This is a genomic window from Sulfurimonas sp. (assembly GCF_027056685.1).
GTDB lineage: Bacteria > Campylobacterota > Campylobacteria > Campylobacterales > Sulfurimonadaceae > Sulfurimonas.
Genome location: NZ_JALUKE010000013.1, coordinates 1 through 17,004 on the forward strand (window position 1 = coordinate 1; position 17,004 = coordinate 17,004).

Annotated in this window: 15 protein-coding genes and 1 pseudogene; 4 read left to right on the forward strand and 12 right to left on the reverse strand. The window is 33.2% G+C overall.

What is annotated here, in order from left to right; translation table 11 throughout:
* Nucleotides 1-318: pseudogene (locus MVY38_RS00600) on the forward strand (hypothetical protein); the annotation flags it as partial.
* On the opposite strand, the gene MVY38_RS00605 reads toward MVY38_RS00600, so the two are convergent.
* The 4 genes from MVY38_RS00605 to dnaA all read right to left on the reverse strand — a co-directional run bounded on the left by MVY38_RS00605 (nucleotide 304) and on the right by dnaA (nucleotide 6,648).
* A complete protein-coding gene (locus MVY38_RS00605) occupies nucleotides 304-1,680 on the reverse strand; it encodes a GGDEF domain-containing protein (protein ID WP_297482284.1) in 1,377 nt (458 codons plus the stop codon). The pseudogene MVY38_RS00600 and the gene MVY38_RS00605 sit on opposite strands and share 15 nt — an antisense overlap.
* A 3-nt stretch (nucleotides 1,681-1,683) precedes the next feature.
* Nucleotides 1,684-4,005, reverse strand: coding sequence for a DNA topoisomerase (ATP-hydrolyzing) subunit B (gene gyrB, locus MVY38_RS00610; protein WP_297482286.1), 2,322 nt, complete (start codon nucleotides 4,003-4,005; stop codon nucleotides 1,684-1,686).
* Between the two features lie 86 nt (nucleotides 4,006-4,091).
* Entirely contained in the window at nucleotides 4,092-5,159 is a 1,068-nt protein-coding gene (gene dnaN, locus MVY38_RS00615; RefSeq protein ID WP_297482288.1) for a DNA polymerase III subunit beta, read from the reverse strand.
* A 184-nt stretch (nucleotides 5,160-5,343) separates the two neighbouring features.
* A complete protein-coding gene (gene dnaA, locus MVY38_RS00620; protein ID WP_297482291.1) occupies nucleotides 5,344-6,648 on the reverse strand; it encodes a chromosomal replication initiator protein DnaA in 1,305 nt (434 codons plus the stop codon).
* A 150-nt stretch (nucleotides 6,649-6,798) separates the two neighbouring features.
* Between dnaA and ruvC the strand changes: the two genes are divergently transcribed.
* Together ruvC and MVY38_RS00630 are read left to right on the forward strand one after the other, a co-directional pair.
* Complete coding sequence (ruvC, locus tag MVY38_RS00625) at nucleotides 6,799-7,284, forward strand: crossover junction endodeoxyribonuclease RuvC (protein WP_297482293.1); 486 nt, start codon at nucleotides 6,799-6,801, stop codon at nucleotides 7,282-7,284.
* A 129-nt stretch (nucleotides 7,285-7,413) separates the two neighbouring features.
* A complete protein-coding gene (locus MVY38_RS00630) occupies nucleotides 7,414-7,728 on the forward strand; it encodes a pyrimidine/purine nucleoside phosphorylase (protein WP_297482295.1) in 315 nt (104 codons plus the stop codon).
* Here MVY38_RS00630 and trxC read toward each other — a convergent pair whose 3' ends face one another.
* From trxC to purB, 5 genes are read right to left on the reverse strand one after another with little or no spacing between them, the layout of a single operon-like run.
* A complete protein-coding gene (gene trxC / locus MVY38_RS00635; protein WP_297482296.1) occupies nucleotides 7,729-8,154 on the reverse strand; it encodes a thioredoxin TrxC in 426 nt (141 codons plus the stop codon). It abuts the gene before it with no gap.
* A gap of 60 nt (nucleotides 8,155-8,214) precedes the next feature.
* On the reverse strand, nucleotides 8,215-8,604 hold the full coding sequence (fliW, locus tag MVY38_RS00640; RefSeq protein WP_297482297.1) for a flagellar assembly protein FliW: 390 nt from the start codon (nucleotides 8,602-8,604) through the stop codon (nucleotides 8,215-8,217).
* Nucleotides 8,605-8,614: 10 nt separating this feature from the next.
* The gene (locus MVY38_RS00645) at nucleotides 8,615-8,980 is read right to left on the reverse strand and encodes a hypothetical protein (RefSeq protein WP_297482299.1); all 366 of its coding nucleotides are present in this window, start codon (nucleotides 8,978-8,980) and stop codon (nucleotides 8,615-8,617) included.
* Nucleotide 8,981: 1 nt separating this feature from the next.
* A complete protein-coding gene (locus MVY38_RS00650) occupies nucleotides 8,982-11,348 on the reverse strand; it encodes a ribonucleoside-diphosphate reductase subunit alpha (protein WP_297482301.1) in 2,367 nt (788 codons plus the stop codon).
* A gap of 6 nt (nucleotides 11,349-11,354) precedes the next feature.
* Nucleotides 11,355-12,686: an adenylosuccinate lyase gene (gene purB / locus MVY38_RS00655; RefSeq protein WP_297482303.1), complete on the reverse strand. Its 1,332-nt coding sequence runs from the start codon at nucleotides 12,684-12,686 to the stop codon at nucleotides 11,355-11,357.
* Nucleotides 12,687-12,776: 90 nt separating this feature from the next.
* Between purB and MVY38_RS00660 the strand changes: the two genes are divergently transcribed.
* Nucleotides 12,777-13,682, forward strand: coding sequence for an RluA family pseudouridine synthase (locus tag MVY38_RS00660; RefSeq protein ID WP_297482305.1), 906 nt, complete (start codon nucleotides 12,777-12,779; stop codon nucleotides 13,680-13,682).
* A 557-nt stretch (nucleotides 13,683-14,239) separates the two neighbouring features.
* On the opposite strand, the gene rlmN is transcribed toward MVY38_RS00660, so the two are convergent.
* The 3 genes from rlmN to hisF all read right to left on the reverse strand — a co-directional run bounded on the left by rlmN (nucleotide 14,240) and on the right by hisF (nucleotide 16,758).
* Nucleotides 14,240-15,328 (reverse strand): 23S rRNA (adenine(2503)-C(2))-methyltransferase RlmN, encoded by a 1,089-nt coding sequence (gene rlmN / locus MVY38_RS00665; protein WP_297482307.1) that lies wholly within the window; start codon nucleotides 15,326-15,328, stop codon nucleotides 14,240-14,242.
* Nucleotides 15,325-15,867 carry a purine-nucleoside phosphorylase gene (locus tag MVY38_RS00670; protein ID WP_297482309.1) on the reverse strand — a complete coding sequence of 181 codons (543 nt, stop codon included), beginning with the start codon at nucleotides 15,865-15,867 and terminating at the stop codon, nucleotides 15,325-15,327. Before MVY38_RS00670 ends, rlmN begins: the two co-directional genes overlap by 4 nt.
* A gap of 132 nt (nucleotides 15,868-15,999) precedes the next feature.
* On the reverse strand, nucleotides 16,000-16,758 hold the full coding sequence (gene hisF, locus MVY38_RS00675) for an imidazole glycerol phosphate synthase subunit HisF (RefSeq protein WP_297482312.1): 759 nt from the start codon (nucleotides 16,756-16,758) through the stop codon (nucleotides 16,000-16,002).
* Nucleotides 16,759-17,004: the final 246 nt, after the last annotated feature.

Genomic DNA, 17,004 nt, shown 5'->3' on the forward strand with positions numbered 1-17,004 from the left:
GATTTACACAATTACGATATTTATAAATTAGCAACGAAAATAGACATATCACTCTATTGCGTTTATCTTTATGCCCTTTATCACAACAATAAAAAAAAAGAAATAGATAATTTAATTAATAGAGCAAGGGGATTGGGGGTATTTCACAAAAAAGTAGAGCCTTTTATAAGAGGAAGAGAACTTTTAACCTTTGGTTTAAAACCATCAGCACTTTTTTCAAAAATATTAGATGATACTTATGAAGCACAAATGCACGAAGAGTTCAAAAATAGAGATGAAGCCCTTGTTTGGATTCAAAAATATCTATCTTTGCTCTAAGTCTGAAAGATATTTTCCTTGAACATAGTCAGATTTAAGCTTTTTTACAAGTTCATAACTCTGCTGCGTTTGAATATTTTTTATCCATGTTTTTACTCCCTTTTCATGAGCCATAATTACAAAACCATCAACAATATTAAAATTTTTCTTTAATTTTTCATCATTTGAATAATAGGAATCAAACCTCACAATATCAATATCTAATTCTCTTAAATATAAAAAACTTGTATGAATAGAACCCAGTCTATCAATGGCAATTTTTATACCCAATTTTTTCAAAGAGTGTAAAATGTTGTTGTATCTTTTAGTATGTGAATAGTACTCAAATTCAGAGAGAACAAATATAAGATTTAGGGTTCCATATTCTTTAAAGAGCTCTTTTACCCGAAAAAGAAATTTATCGTTTCTCAAAGATGTTGGCAAAATATTAATAGCATGAAATATCTTATTTTCAACACTTTTTTGTAAAATTTCTTCTAGAACAAGTAGATCAAAATCAACACCCAAAGAGAGTTTATTTATAACTTTAATATAGGTTTTTGGATGTATAAACTTAGAATCCTCCCCTTTTAGTTTTACAAAACACTCTCTAAACGCAAGGCTTTCTTTCTCAAATACATCTTGCTTCATAAGAAGAATATTTCTCTCTTTTATTGCGTTTATAACTAAAGATTCAAGTTCATTTGGATTTATTTCCTCTTCTTTTGTCACTTTTTTTCTATTTTGAATTTCAAAAAGATGTTCAATAAGATAATCAAGTTCTTGAGAATAATTACTATCACTAATAGCAGCAGAGATTTTTACCTCAATATCACCCACTTTAAACTCATTTGACTTCAAACAAAAAAGATCTAAAAGTGTCATATATTTCTCTTTCTTTCCCTCAAGACCAATAATAAAATCACCACCTTTTAAATGACCTAATGGAAAGTTATTTATATCTGCCTCTTTAAAATATTTTGCTATCCAAAGGACAACTTCTCCTAAAACCTTATCTCCATTTTTAATCCCATAGAGTTTATTTATATCATTAAGATTATTGACACTTAAAAGTATAAGTGTATAAGTCTTTTTATTGTGAAGTTCTTTTATAAGGTATTTGTAAAGATATTCTCGTGTGAAAGTTTTTGTTACATTGTCAGTTATTTTTACTTCAAAACCACTATAAATAAGATAAAAAATAAAATAGATGCTTATAAAAAGAAGAAAAACTGCCTCTATATACATTGAGGCGTTTAAATTTCCATAGTTGCTAACAAAAGTGTGAAATATAAAAGCAATAACAAGTGCAAAAATAGGAAGTCCCATTCTTAGCGCCAGTTTAAATCTATATTCCCTCTCTTTTGTCTGCGGCAGTAGCATAATTTATACGTCTAAATGTTTCACATCTTTTGCATGTGTCTCAATATAGTTACGACGAGGTTCTACTTCATCACCCATAAAAAGAGTAAATGAGTCTGAAGCTACCTCTGCATCATCAATGCTGATTTGTAGAAGTACTCTGTTTTCTGGGGTCATTGTTGTTTCCCAAAGTTGTTCAGGATTCATTTCACCAAGACCTTTGTAGCGTTGGATATATGCACCCTTTTTCGCATACTCTTTAATGTCATTTAAAATCTCTATGAAATCTTTTTCAAAAGAGATATCCCACTCTTGAATCTTTTTATAAACGAAACTCGCTTCTGCAAAGTGAGGTGCACCAAATAGTTCATCATTTATAAGTAACTCTTCCATTCCACCTTCTGTTTGAACAAATAGATGAATTTCATTTGTCTCTTCATTAATTGTGTATGTCAAAATATTATTATTAATGGAGTCTAAATATTTTTTAATCTCTTCAAACATATCTTTTGCATCAAGAGCAATTAAATCAGGATTTTCTACAAAAAGACGGATAAGATTTACAAGAGCATAACGACGCTCTAGCGCCTCAAGCGAACCAGCATAATGGTCTACCATTTTAAAGTAAGCTACTAAATCATCATGACCAATACTCTCAACCTCTAAAGACTCAACACCATTATCAATAAGGAAATCATTCATAGCTCTATCATCTTTAAAATAAATCTCTTTTTTCTTACCCTTTGTATATCTGTAAAGTGGTGGTTGTGCAAGATACAAATACCCCTTTTCTACAATATCTCTAAAATATCTAAAGAAGAAAGTAAGTAAAAGTGTTTGAATATGGCTACCATCAACATCGGCATCGGTCATTATTATGATTTTATGATAACGAAGTTTCTCTTCATTATACTCTTCACCAATACCACAACCCATAGCCGTAATCATATTTGTAATTTCATCAGATTTTAAAATTTTCTCTAAACGAGCTTTTTCAACATTTAAAATCTTCCCTTTAAGTGGTAAAATAGCCTGAAAAACACGGTCACGACCCATTTTTGCAGAACCACCTGCAGAGTCCCCTTCCACCAGATAAAGCTCACAAATAGAAGCATCTTTACTTTGACAATCAGCTAATTTACCAGGAAGTGTTCCTACGCTCATAGAATCTTTTCTACGAGTAAGTTCACGAGCTTTTTTGGCAGCTTCTCGTCCACGAGCAGCCATAAGTGCTTTTTGCACTATCGCTTTTGCTTCAATCGGATTCTCTTCAAAGTATTTACTAAGAGCCTCACCTGTTGCTTTTTGAATAAGAGGACGAACATAAGTATTTCCAAGCTTTCCTTTTGTTTGCCCTTCAAATTGCGGTTCTGGAACACGAGCAGAGACAATAGCAATAAGACCCTCTTTTACATCATCACCAGATATTTTTACATCTTTTTCTTTTACCGCGCCATTTTTAGAGTTGTAGTTTGATATAACACGAGTGAGTCCCGCACGAAAACCTGCTTCGTGTGTACCACCATTTGGAGTTCTAATATTATTTACAAAAGATGCAAGTTTTTCTTCATAAGAGTCGTTATACATAAGAGCAATATCAAACTCAATATCTTCTACTTTACCACTAAAACTATAAACATTTGCAACAATTTGTTTTTTATTCATATCAGTTACATATTGCGCAATACCACCTTCAAAATGGTATTCCTCTTTTTTAGCACTTCTCTCATCAATAAATTTAATAGTAATAGTTGGATTTAGGTATGCTAACTCTTTAAATCTTTTTGCTAAGTAGTCATATTCAAAAGTTACAGTATCTGTAAATATACTTGGATCAGCTGCAAATTCAATGGTTGTTCCAGTTTTTCTAGTAGTTCCCGTAACTTTAAGAGGTTCTTGTGGAATACCCATTTTAAAATCTTGTTCATGAATCTTGCCATCACGATAGATTGTCATATGAAGATCAGAAGAGAGAGCATTTACAACAGAAACACCAACACCATGTAGTCCACCAGAAACTTTATAAGTATCTTTATCAAATTTTCCACCAGCATGAAGCACAGTTAAAACTACAGTTGCAGCACTCATTCCCTCTGTTGGATGCATACCAGTAGGAATACCACGACCATTATCACTTACTTTACAAGTTCCATTTTTTGTAAGTGTTACTGTTATCGTATCACAGTATCCTGCCATTGCTTCATCAATAGAGTTGTCAATGACTTCATAAACTAAATGATGAAGTCCGCGATGTCCAGTGTCACCAATATACATACCAGGACGTTTACGAACAGCCTCTAAACCCTTAAGGACTTTAATATTACTAGCACCGTAATCTTGTTGCATTAAATACTCTCCATTGCCATATTTGGCATTATTGGAGATATTTTATCTAAATTTAACTAAAAAGAAGTTTTATGTCTTTAAGAGGCTTATATAACTATAGGCATAATTACTGTAATGAAGTTTTGATCTTTAATAATAAATGGAAGGTTTCCTTCATTAAGACCGATGCTGAATTCTGAAGAGTTAATTGCGTTTAAAAAATCTAAAAGATATTTAGAGTTAATAGCAATTGAAAAAGGTTCACTAAAATTTGTAGTAAATGTTATTTCTGTTTTTGCTTCAATATTATCATCGCTTAAAGATTCAAAACTAATTGTTTCATTAAAAAATGTAATTTTCACATCTGTAGAGATAGTAGTAATTTGTTTAATAGAATCAATCATAGTAGCTTTTGGAAGTAGTAAATTATGAGTTGTTTCTTTTGGTATGATTCTTGAATATTCTGGGAATTTACCATTAATGAGTTTTGTAAAGAATGTATATTGCTCAGAGTGAATAATAAGATTTGTCTCATCATAGTAAAGTTCAATATTATCAAAAAAGAGTTTTTGAATTTCAACAATTGCTTTTTTAGGAATTATTATTGAGAGTTCATTATCATTTTGATTATTAATAGTGACAACTGCTAACCTTCTAGTATCTGTTGAAGCAAAATTTATTGTCTCTTTTTTGATGTCTATTAAAGCACCATTAAGTTCAAATTTTGGATTATTTGTATCTATTGCAGGTGTTATTTTTTTAAGTGAGTCTATGAGAGTATGTGAGTCTATTGAAATTTTTGATCTATTTTCATAAGATGGAAACTCTGGAAATTCATTGTAAGAAAATGTTGGTAGTTTAAAGTTTGAGTGACCTTGAGAAATTAAAAGAGTATCATTTTTAACTTCAAGATTTATATCTCCATCTTTTAATATTCTAACAATATCTAAAAATTTTTTACCATTTGCTGTAATACTTCCATCTTCAATAATTGTAAGTTTGTCAGTAGTAACTAAAAATCCTATTTCATAATCAGTAGCTTTTAAAGTCAGTTTATTATCAGTTGCATTTAAATATACATGAGAAGTAATCTGAGAAGTATCTTTTTTTTCTAAAAAAGGTCCTGCATGAATTAGTATGTTTTCTAATATCGACTTAGATATTGATATTTTCATTTTTAAAATCCCTATATATTTATATAATTTTAGTAAGTAGTAGTAGTTAGAGGTGAATAAGTGAATAAACCTTTTACAAGCCTACTACAAGACTTTCTTAGATGTGATGAGTTGCTTTAGCATCTTTCACACCTATTCACTTTTACAATTATATCTTTTTTTTTAATTTTTTTTACAATGAAAATTATATTGAAGTTATTTTATTGCTTAATTCTTCGATTTTTACTCTAAAATCTTCATCATCTTTTATTAAATCATTGATTTTTTTGATGGTATGACTAATGGCAGTGTGATCTTTCATACCAAAGTATTGAGCAAGTTGTGGCATTGTGTGTTGTGTAAGTTCACGGCTTATATAGATACAAATTCGTCTTGCATAGACTATATTTTTACTTCTGCCTTTTGAACGTATTTCACTTGGTTTAATATTGAGATCTTTTGCTACGACTTCTGTAATAGATTCCATAGTTAGATTTGCTCTATTTTCATTCATTTGGTCTTTTAAAACATTTTTTGTAAAAGAGAGATCAATATCAACATGCATCAGTTGGGAATATGCATGGAGTTTTGAGAGAATTCCCTCTATTTCACGTACATTTGAATCAATGACTGTAGCGATGTAATTTACAATGTCTTCAGAGAGTTGCACTTTGTTTATTTCACATTTCTTTTTAATAATAGCAATTTTTGTCTCTAACTCTGGAGGTTGAATATCTGCTACAAGTCCCCATTCAAAGCGGCTTTGAAGTCTTGCTTCAAGTCCACCTATCTTTTTAGGGTGTTTATCAGCTGTAAGTATTATCTGTTTACCTGTACTCTTTAGTGCTTCAAATGTATGAAAAAATTCCTCTTGGATGCCCTCTTTATTTGAGAGAAATTGGATGTCATCGATAAGCAATACATCACATTTACGGTATTTTTCTTGAAAGCGTTCCATCGTTTTATTACGCACATGACGGATAAAATCATTTAAAAATTGCTCTACTGTGGTATAAATAACAACTTTTCCCTCATTTTGAAAGACATTTCCAGCAGCTTGCATAAGATGTGTTTTACCAAGTCCAACACCACCATAAATAAAAAGAGGATTATAAACTTTTCCTGCGTTTTCACTTACACTTTTTACGGCAGCATAGGCAAATTGGTTAGAGCCACCGACCATAAAGTTGTCAAATGAGTGAGATTGGTTTAAAAGTGAGCTATTTTGCTTTACTTCAATAATTTTTTTTGCTTTTTTTGTCTCTACTCTATTTTTAAGTGTAATTTGTACAAAAACTTTTGAACCAGTTTTAATTTCAAAGAGATGTGCGAGTTTATCACTATATTTATTTTTTATCCAATTTACAACCAAAGCATTTGGTGCATAAAAAATCGCTCTATCACTAGTGGATTTCTTTATATCATATGTTAAATGTCTGATATATCTATTGTATTCTACTTCTGTTATCTCATCTTTGAGTGTTTTTAAGACTTCTTGACCTATATTCACATATTGCCCTTAATTTGTGTTATTAATGTGAATAGTACTATGAGTTTGCATAAAATGGGGTTAAAAGAGTGTGAATAACTTAATTTTACTAATGTGAAAGAGAGAGCTTTTTTGCTATAATTTGTCACTTTAAATGGTTTTAGGAAATATATGACAATTTTAGGAATAGATCCAGGAACAAGAAATATGGGGTATGCCCTTATTCGTCTTGAAAATGGGAAAATCTCACTTATTGAAGCGGGACTTATTAAAATGAAAGCAGAAAATTTACAATTTCAGATACCACAAATGGTAGAAGGAGTTGAGCGAATTTTTCAAAATCACACTGTTGATGAAGTAGCGATGGAAGATATATTTTATGCACATAATCCTGCGACCACCATCAAATTAGCGCAGTTTCGTGGTGCAATTATGTTAAAATTACTCCAAGAGTTTGGGCAGTTTCACGAGTACACTGCTTTGCAGGTGAAAAAGGCTTTAACGGGTAAAGCAAAGGCGCAAAAAGAGCAGGTTGCATTTATGGTGAAGCGTCTTTTAAATATCAAAAAGGAGATTAAGCCTTTGGATATTTCGGATGCTATGGCGGTTGCTATTACACACTCTCAGAGGGTAAAACTCAAGGGCTCGCGTAAGTGATTGACTAACAAATTTTATATGGTCTAATGTGAGGACAAATCCTCGCTTTGCTCTGAGCCTCAACTTAGACCATATAAAATTTTCAAGCTCTAAAAATTTATTAATAAACTAATGAAAAGGAAAAATATAATGTCAAAATTTGAAAATGTAACAGTAGTAAAAGAGGCAAATATCTACTACGATGGGAAAGTAACAAGTAGAACAGTTGAATTTAGTGATGGAAGTGTGAAATCTTTAGGAATTATGCTTCCTGGTGAATATACATTTAATACAGCTGATAGAGAGATTATGGAAATACTGAGTGGTGAGTTAGAAGTAAGACTTCCAGGTGAAGGAGCATTTAAAACACTTCATACACCTGAAACTTTTGAAGTTCCTGCTAACGCTGCGTTTGACTTGAAGATAAAAAGCGTTACAGACTACTGTTGCTCTTACATCAAGTAGTTATATAGCGTATTTAGAAGCAAGTGAGCCTAGAGCATTTACATCAAGTGCTCCACTTACTCTTTCAACCTCACGACCACCTTTAAAGACTATAATAGTTGGAATACTTCTGATGTTAAAACGCGCACCTAAATTTTGTTCATTTTCAGTATTTACTTTTGCAAAAAGTGCTTTAAGCGGGAAGTTTGTTGCAGCGCGTTCAAAATTTGGTGCCATCATCTTACATGGTCCACACCATGGTGCCCAAAAATCTACAATGACGGGAATATCACTGTTTACAACAACTTCATCAAAATTACTACTGTTTAACTCTATGGGTTTTGTATCCAAAAGTGATTTTTTACATTTTCCACAATTCGCTTTTTTATAGCTATCTTTTTGTGGTACATTATTTACACTTAGACAATGGGGACATACTACTCTCATAATTTATTCCTTTTTTGGGACAATTATACATTTTTAAAAGCTAAAAAAATGCTACTTTAGTTACTTTTCTTGTTTAAAAGATTCTATTCTTTCAGCCATACCAAAATCAGGATTTTGTTTTGGTTCTAAAACAACCTGTGCTACTGTCTTGTTATCGTTATTTATAACTATTGGAGCTAAAAAGTTTATAGTTGATTTTTCAAGTGGTTTTTGAATGAGTAAGATGTTATAGACAGTTATGTTTGTGTTGTTATCTATCTTTAAGAGTGTTTTCATATCTTGTGGAAGATTAAATGAATACTCTCGTAAAAGATGTGGATTAACGAGAATAAAAGAGATATTTTTATTATTGGCATCACTCATTTTAGAAAAAAAATCATCAATAGGTTCTATAACAATCTCTTGCATATCTTTAAAACCTAATATTTCACTCACAACTTTATAACTCATTTTTTATCCTTTAAAATGAACTCTCTTGGTATTTTATACTTTTTGAAATTACATAACATATAGAGTTCTTAATACTATTTATATTATAGCACGCACCGATAGCAAATGCAAATTCATTATTAGTCATTATTATACTTATTCCATCATTCAAATCAATAAGTGGGAGTTTACTATTTTGAACTAAAGCTGCATCACTTACATCTGTGAATAAAAGATCTAAACTTATCCAATCAAATCCTCTTGCACTATCTTGTGCTGCAAGAGAGAGTTTTATTTGCGTAGCAGAGATAATTTTTAATGAACGCAACTCAGCATCTTTAAAATCATTAAATCTTTTTAAAAAGTTTGAGAGCTGCGTTTGAGAGAGCGGTTTCATTTTATTGACAACCTACACACTCCATAGATCTGTCTTCAACATCATTTGTTACTTCCGGTGATTGTGAACGCAGGTAATAGGTAGATTTTAAACCTAATTTCCAAGCAAGCATATATATCTCATTTAGGTATCTTCCACTTGCTTTATCAAGTGTAATGAAGATGTTGAGTGATTGACCTTGATCTATCCATTTTTGTCTTATAGCTGCAGCTTTTATTAAAATAGTTTGGTTTAAATCATATGCTGGTGTGTAGTAACTCCATGTTTCAGGAGAGAGATTTGGAACAACAACAGGAATAAGTCCACTTAAATTCTCTTCTGACCACTTGCGTTTAAATACTGGCTCAATAGCTTGTGTAGTTCCTGTAAGAATAGAGATAGAGCTTGTCGGTGCAATAGCCATCAGGTAACCGTTTCTCATTCCCTGTTTTTTCACTTTTGCACGGAGTTCATCCCACTCATACTTTGATGCAAAGAGCCCACCGCGATCAACTAGGTTGATAACATCTGCGTTTGCATGGTCCTGAGGCATAATTCCTCTACTCCATTTACTCCCCTCAAATTCAGGATATGCACCTTTTTCTAAAGATAAATCGGCAGAGGCGGAGATAGCATTGTATGAAACTGCTTCCATAACTTCATCTATTTTATCAAAATGCTCTTGAGTTCCCCACATGATTCCAGCTTCTGCAAGCATTTGTGCTTCACCCATAACACCAAGACCAATAGAACGGCTTCTAATATTTGTTCGTTTTACTTTTTCTACAGGGTAAAAGTTCAAATCAATTACATTATCTAAACATCGAATAGCGGTAGGGACGATTCTATCTATCTCTTCTTTTGTGTTAATTTTAGAGAGGTTTACTGAAGCAAGATTACATACGGCAGTTGAGCCATTCACCTTTTCTTTTTCAACAACAAAAATTTGCATACCACCAAGTGAATCAAGTGCAGTCACTTTTTTCGCTGGTTTTTCTATGCCGCTATCAACTTTGACTATTTCATTCTCTTCATAACTAACACTCTCACCGTTTTCAAAGATAAATTTGATTTTATAGTGATTTGGCTGTGTGTTTTGAAAAATTTCTGTACAGAGATTAGAACTTCGTATAACACCAAAATGGTCGTTTGGATTTGCACGGTTAGCATTATCTTTAAAACATAAAAATGGTGAGCCGGTTTCAAAGTAAGAAGTAAGTATCTTTTTCCATAAATCTTTCGCTTTAATCTTCTCTTTTATAAGGTTTTCATCTTGTTCTAATGCTAAATAACGCTTGTTAAATTCATCTCCATAAAGGTTAGTGAGTTCTCGTACATCATAAGGGTCAAAAAGTGTCCAGATTGCATCCTCTTGAACGCGTTGCATAAAGAGGTCATTGAGCCACATTGCAGGGAAAAGGTCATGCGCACGGCGGCGCTCTTCACCAGAGTTTTTCTTCAAATCCAAAAAGTCATTTACATCAATATGCCATGGCTCAAGATAGACAGCTATAGCACCCTTACGAGTTCCAAGTTGATCAACTGCGATTGCTATGTCATTTGTTATTTTTAGAAATGGAATTGTACCGCCTGCTGCGTTTTTATGTCCATCAATATATGAACCCATAGAGCGAACCTGTGTCCAGTCCCAACCAATACCGCCACCAAATTTAGAAAGCATTGCCATCTCTTTGTATGCATCAAAAATACCCTCGATGTTATCGGGAGTAGAACCAATATAACAAGAACTAAGTTGGTGTCGTGGTGTTCTTGCATTTGAGAGTGTTGGTGTTGCTAACATTACTTCAAACTTACTTATCATGTTATAAAATTTTATTGCCCACTCTTGGCGTTTTTCTTCTCTTTGTGCTAAGAACATTGCAATAGCCATAAACATATGCTGTGGTAACTCTATAGGATTTGAATTTCTATCTTTAATAAGGTATCTGTCATAAAGCGTTTTAATTCCAAGATAATTAAATTGTAAGTCACGCTCTGGTTCAATATGCTTTTGAAGTTCTTCAAGGTCATACATCTCTTTAAGACCTAAAAGAATGCGTCCCTCTTTTTCACCTTTTTCAAGATATTTCTCTAAAGAGCAATATCCTGTAAAACCATTTACTTGATGGTAAAGATTGAAGAGGAAAAGACGAGAGGCAACGAAAGTCCAGTTAGGAGCATCGATGTCAATCTTATCTACTGCTGTTTTTATAAGTGTCTCTTGAATCTCTTTTGATGTTATTCCATCACGAAAATGGATTTGTGCATCAACTTCAAGTTCACTTTGACTTACATTGTATAAGCCTTTGACGGCCGCAGAAGTGTATTTTTGTATTTTTGAAATGTCAAGAGGTTCTGTTCTTCCATTTCTTTTTATAACTGTTATCATCTTTGCCTATTCTCCAAATACTCTTTTGAAAATATTATCTACATTTTTAGTGTAGTAATCATAATTAAAACATTCACGAATTTGCTCTTCGCTGAGTTTACTTCTTAGTTCTTCATCGGCTAAAAGATGATTAAGGTAAAGTGATTCACCTTTTTCATTTGTAGTTGGACGACCTTGTTGAATCTCTTCCCAAACTTTCATTGCGTTTCTTTGTACAATTCTATATGCATCTTCACGGCTTACACCTTGAAGTGGTAATTCAAGTAAAACGCGTTGTGAGAAAACCAAACCACCTGTTAAGTTGAGATTTCTCATCATATTTTCAGGGTAAACTGTTAGGTTGGCTATAACATTGTTCATACGGTGAAGCATAAAGTCAGATGTGATGAAAGAGTCTGGTAGCCAAAAACGCTCAGTTGATGAGTGACTAATATCTCGTTCGTGCCAAAGTGCTACATTTTCCATAGCTGGTGCTGCATAAGCGCGTATCATTCTTGCAAGACCTGTTATATTTTCAGTTAAAATTGGATTGCGTTTATGTGGCATTGCAGAAGAACCTTTTTGTCCTTTTGCAAAATACTCTTCACACTCATATACTTCTGTGCGTTGCCAGTGGCGAACTTGAACCGCAAATTTTTCTATAGAAGATGCCATAAGTGCTAAAGCAGAAGCAAGACGAGCATAACGGTCTCTTTGTATAACTTGATTTGAAACAGGTGCAGGTTTGAGACCTAGCTCTGCGCAAGTATACTCTTCAAGTTCAAGTGGTGCATGTGCAAAATTTCCCATTGCTCCACTTACTTGACCAACAGAAATGACCTCCATAGTCTGCTCTAAGTTTTCTAAATGGCGTTTCATCTCATCATACCAAACAGCAAGAACAAGACCAAATGTAATAGGCTCACCGTGAATACCATGAGAACGACCAACCATAAGAGTCATTTTATGTTCCGTTGCTCGTTTTTTAATAGATTCCATAATCATCTTTACATCTTCAATAATGAGTGATAAAGAGTCTTTCATCTGAAGTGCTACTGCAGTGTCGATAGTATCAGAAGATGTCATTCCATAATGGAACCAACGTGACTCATCACCAAGAGTTTCTGAAACTGATGTTGTAAACGCAATAAGGTCATGACGAGTAACAGCTTCTATCTCATCAATACGCTTAATATCAAAATTTCCATTTGCAACAATCTTATCAGCATCATCTTGAGGAATTTTTCCAAGTTTTGCCCAAGCTTTCACTACTGCTTTCTCTACATCTAACCATGCTTGGTATTTTGCTTGGTATGTCCATTTTGATGCCATTTCTGGACGGGAATATCTATCAACCATATATTTGCCTTTTATGCTAAAATTCGTATAAATTAAGTAATCAATTCTACTGAAACTATAGTAAAAAGTTGATTAAAGAGGAGATTTAATTTGCCATTTGTAATAAAAAAAATGTATGTGCCTAAGAAACAAAAAGCTTTTTTGTATCTGGTAAATGAACTAGGATATACTCAAAGAGAAGCCCAACGATTTATATCAAAAGGTCGTGTGCTTGTGGATGGCAAAGAGATGCTCAAGACTGCAGGTGAAATTGAGGGAGAGTTTGAGTTTATATACTTTGAACCCATTACAAAAGGTTTAGAACCTAGCTTTGTAGAGGAGGAGTTTGTAGTCTTTGATAAACCAAGTGGCGTTCTTATTCACCCTCAAAGTAAAAAGACACCCTACTCTCTTATCGATGAATTGAAGTTTCAGTTTGGACGAGATGCAAATATTGCACATAGAATAGATCAAGAGACAAGTGGACTTGTCTTATGTGCTAAAAATAGAGTAAGTGAAAGAGATATAAAGATGATGTTTCAAGAGAGAGAGATGCAAAAGAAGTATTTAGCTCTTGTTCATGGAGAGGTGAAAGAGGAGTTTAGCGTGGAAGAGCCACTTTTACGATTTCAAGCCCAGAGCGCACTTGTGCGCATGGTTGTAAAAGTTGATCCCGCTGGAAAGCCATCAAAAACAGATTTTAAACCTTTAAACTATTTTGCAGATAAAGATATGACGCTTATTGAGTGTTCACCACATACAGGAAGACAACATCAAATACGGGTGCATCTGTTTCACGTGAAACATCCAATAGTTGGTGATCCAATTTATGGACAGAGTGAGGAAAATATACTTCGTTTTTTAGATAGAGAACTAACACCGCAAGATAGAATTGAAAATTCTGGTGCAACAAGATTACTGCTTCATGCAAGTGAACTTGAATTTGAGCTTTATGATAAAAAGTATAATATTAAAAGTAAAGTTGATTTTGAGAAAGTGGCTATGCAGAGTTTGTAAGAAGTCTAATAATAGTCTGTTTTTGAAAAAGTTATTCCCATATGTGAATAACTTTTCAATAGAGATAATTTTTTTCTTTTTAAATATGTGAATAAGATGTGTAAAACTCTATATACCCCTAAAATAGGTACTTTAAGCTTACATAAATATTTTTATAAGCTTATATTTATATAAAAAAACTCTTAATAATTTAGGAAATTTTTAAATTTGTATGATGAAAAGTTGTAAAGTATTCACAAGTTAGAACAATGTGTGAATGAAAGAGATTGATGATAGATTTTTTTAAGATTAGTAGGGTATTATTACATTTATAGACGACCTCCCTGGTGTGTTGGTCGTCTTCAATTTAGTCCTCTTTTAGTGCTGCCCAGATAAAGCCGCCAACTCCAACAGTAAACACAGTAACCAATAAAATTACTTCTCCAATATCTACGCCAGTAAAATCACCCATAATGATCCTTTAATAAATTTTAGACTTCTTGTAAAATCTCTCATTTAGAAACTATACAAGAACACTATTTCGATGGAATTATACTCCTGGATTTGTTATCTATCTGTTAAAAATCACCTTTAATTTCATCCTGATTTTTTTCTTTTAATTGACCACAAGCTGCAGAGATATCAATGCCTTTAGAATCGCGTATAGTGGATAATAAGCCATGATTAATAAGATACTCTTGAAAGTTCACCATATCTTCACGGCTTGGTCTCTCATAGGGTGTTCCTGGATAAGGATTAAAGTATATAAGGTTTACTTTTGCTTTAATACCAGTAAGTAGTTTAACAAGTTTTTTAGCACTGCCGAGGTCGTCATTTTTATTTTTAATAACAAGATACTCAAACATAACACGCTTGCGTGTGTCTATTGGAAAGCGTTTTACAGCCTCTATAATTGAATTTATATTGTGTGCTTTATTCATAGGAATAAGTTCACTTCTTAGTGCATCATCTACTGCATGAAGAGATATGGCAATATGCACACCTAAATCCATTTTACCAAGCTGATCTATTTTATTTGAGAGACCACTTGTACTAACAGTTTGTCTTTTTGCTGATATTGCTAAGCCCTCTTCCTCTTTAAAAATTTCTATGGCTTGTGCAAGGTTGTCAAGATTATCGAGAGGTTCACCCATTCCCATATAAACTATGTTTATTTTACGGTTATGTTTGTGATTGTTATCTCGTTTTAAATTTACTACTTGCGCTACTATCTCTCCAGCGGTTAAATCTCTTGTAAAACCACCTTTAGCTGTTAAACAAAATGCACATCCTACTTTGCACCCTACCTGTGTTGAAACACAGATTGTATATCTTGCTTCTTGTATAAGTGTTCCATCTTCATCATACTTTTCATCTTTCATTTTAAGCCAAACAGTTTCAACTGTTTTACCATCTTGTAACTCAAAAAGATACTTAATAGTGCCGTCACTTGACTCCTCTTTTTTTACTATTTTCATAGGATTTATGCAATATTTTTGTGTAAGTTCCTCTTTCATAGCTTTAGGAATATTTTTCATCTCATCAAAATTTTCTGTGTACTGATGGTATAACCAACCATATATTTGTTTTGCACGGAATGATGGTTTGACTAACGCTGTTAGCTCTTTTTGTGTGAAGTCATAAAGGGATGGTTTTGTTGTACTCATTTGGATGTAAGTTCCTTAATTCTGTTTTTGACATGGATTTCTAGTAGTTCTTTTGCTTTCTCATGATTTTTTAAAAAATCTTCATGAGCAGTTTTATTTGTATAGTTTGTTATACAAAAAACGCCACCCGCTGGTATGTTAAACTCTTGTGCAACCTTTAATACAGAGAAAAATTCCATATTTTCAATGCCTATTCCAAGCTTTAAAAACTTTTTTGTAAGGGCTGCGTTTGTAGAGATATAATTTGAAGAGTTTACTACTATATCTTTTTTGTTTGTTGTGTTAGTAGTGACAACATTGTCTAGTGGAGTGTAAGCATCACTGTTTAAAAAAGAGAGTTCTATATTTGCAGCAGTTTTAGATTCTATTATGTCAAATAATTTTGAGTCACCATAACTTCCAGCAGTTCCTACGAAGAGTAAAAATTCTGGTTTGTCAAACAAACATAATCTTGTTATATTTATAGCACTCTCAATAAGCCCTACTCCCATAGGTGTTGCAAATGAGAAGTTTTCACTATTTCCAGCACAAATTATCATTTCATTCCTTCAATTTATTTTATAAATTCAAGGGAACCTTTCCCTTATTATTTTTAACAACAAAGGAAGTAATTCCTTTGTTTACGCTAACGCTGTGTTCTCTTCAGCAGAGAGCTCACGCAAGTAGTTGCTTTATAATCTTACCGGAATATTTTGATTATGCAGGTAATGTTTGAGATCCATAATATCTATCTCTTTATAGTGAAAGATGGAAGCAGCAAGTGCTGCATCTGCACCATGTGTAAATGCCTCTTTTATATGCTCCATTGTCCCTGCTCCACCACTTGCAATAACAGGAACATTTACAGCTTTAGATATTTGCTCAGTAATATTTAGCTCAAATCCTGCCTTTGTACCATCTGCATCCATTGAGGTAAGTAAAATTTCTCCACTTCCACGAGAGACCACCTCTTTCGCCCACTCTACTGCGTTTATGCCAGTATCTACTCTGCCACCATTAAGATAAACATTATAAACATCACCAGTTTTTTTCACATCTATGGCGGTTACAATGCATTGTGAGCCAAACCTTTTTGCACCTTCATCTATGAGTTCTGGTCGTTTTATAGCTGCTGAGTTTACACTCACTTTGTCACATCCGACATTTAAGAGTTTGTAAATATCATCAAGTTTACGGATGCCACCACCAACAGTTAAAGGTATAAATATTTCACGAGCAACTTTAGCAACAATGTCTACTATGGTGTCTCTATTGTCAGATGAGGCGGTAATGTCTAAAAATGTAAGTTCATCTGCACCTTCTTCATTGTAACGGCGGGCAACTTCTACAGGGTCACCTGCATCTTTGAGCCCAACAAAATTAACGCCTTTAACAACGCGTCCATCTTTTACATCTAAACAGGGAATAATTCTTTTTGCAAAATAGTTCATTTGGAAGTTTCTATACCTTTATTAATATCTTGTAATTATATCTTTTTAGGCTTATATGTTGGTAAGGGGGAGTTGGGTTGTGAGAGTATGACTTGTGGATGTTCTTTGTGATTACCTACTGCGTTTGGGAGCTCCGTCTTCGCTTGTCCTCCAGACATTGCTTTTTTATTTATTACTGCGTTTGAGGTAAGTCCTCGTCGGTACTTCGGACATCGCCTGCGGTTCCAACACTAAAAATGATGAGAA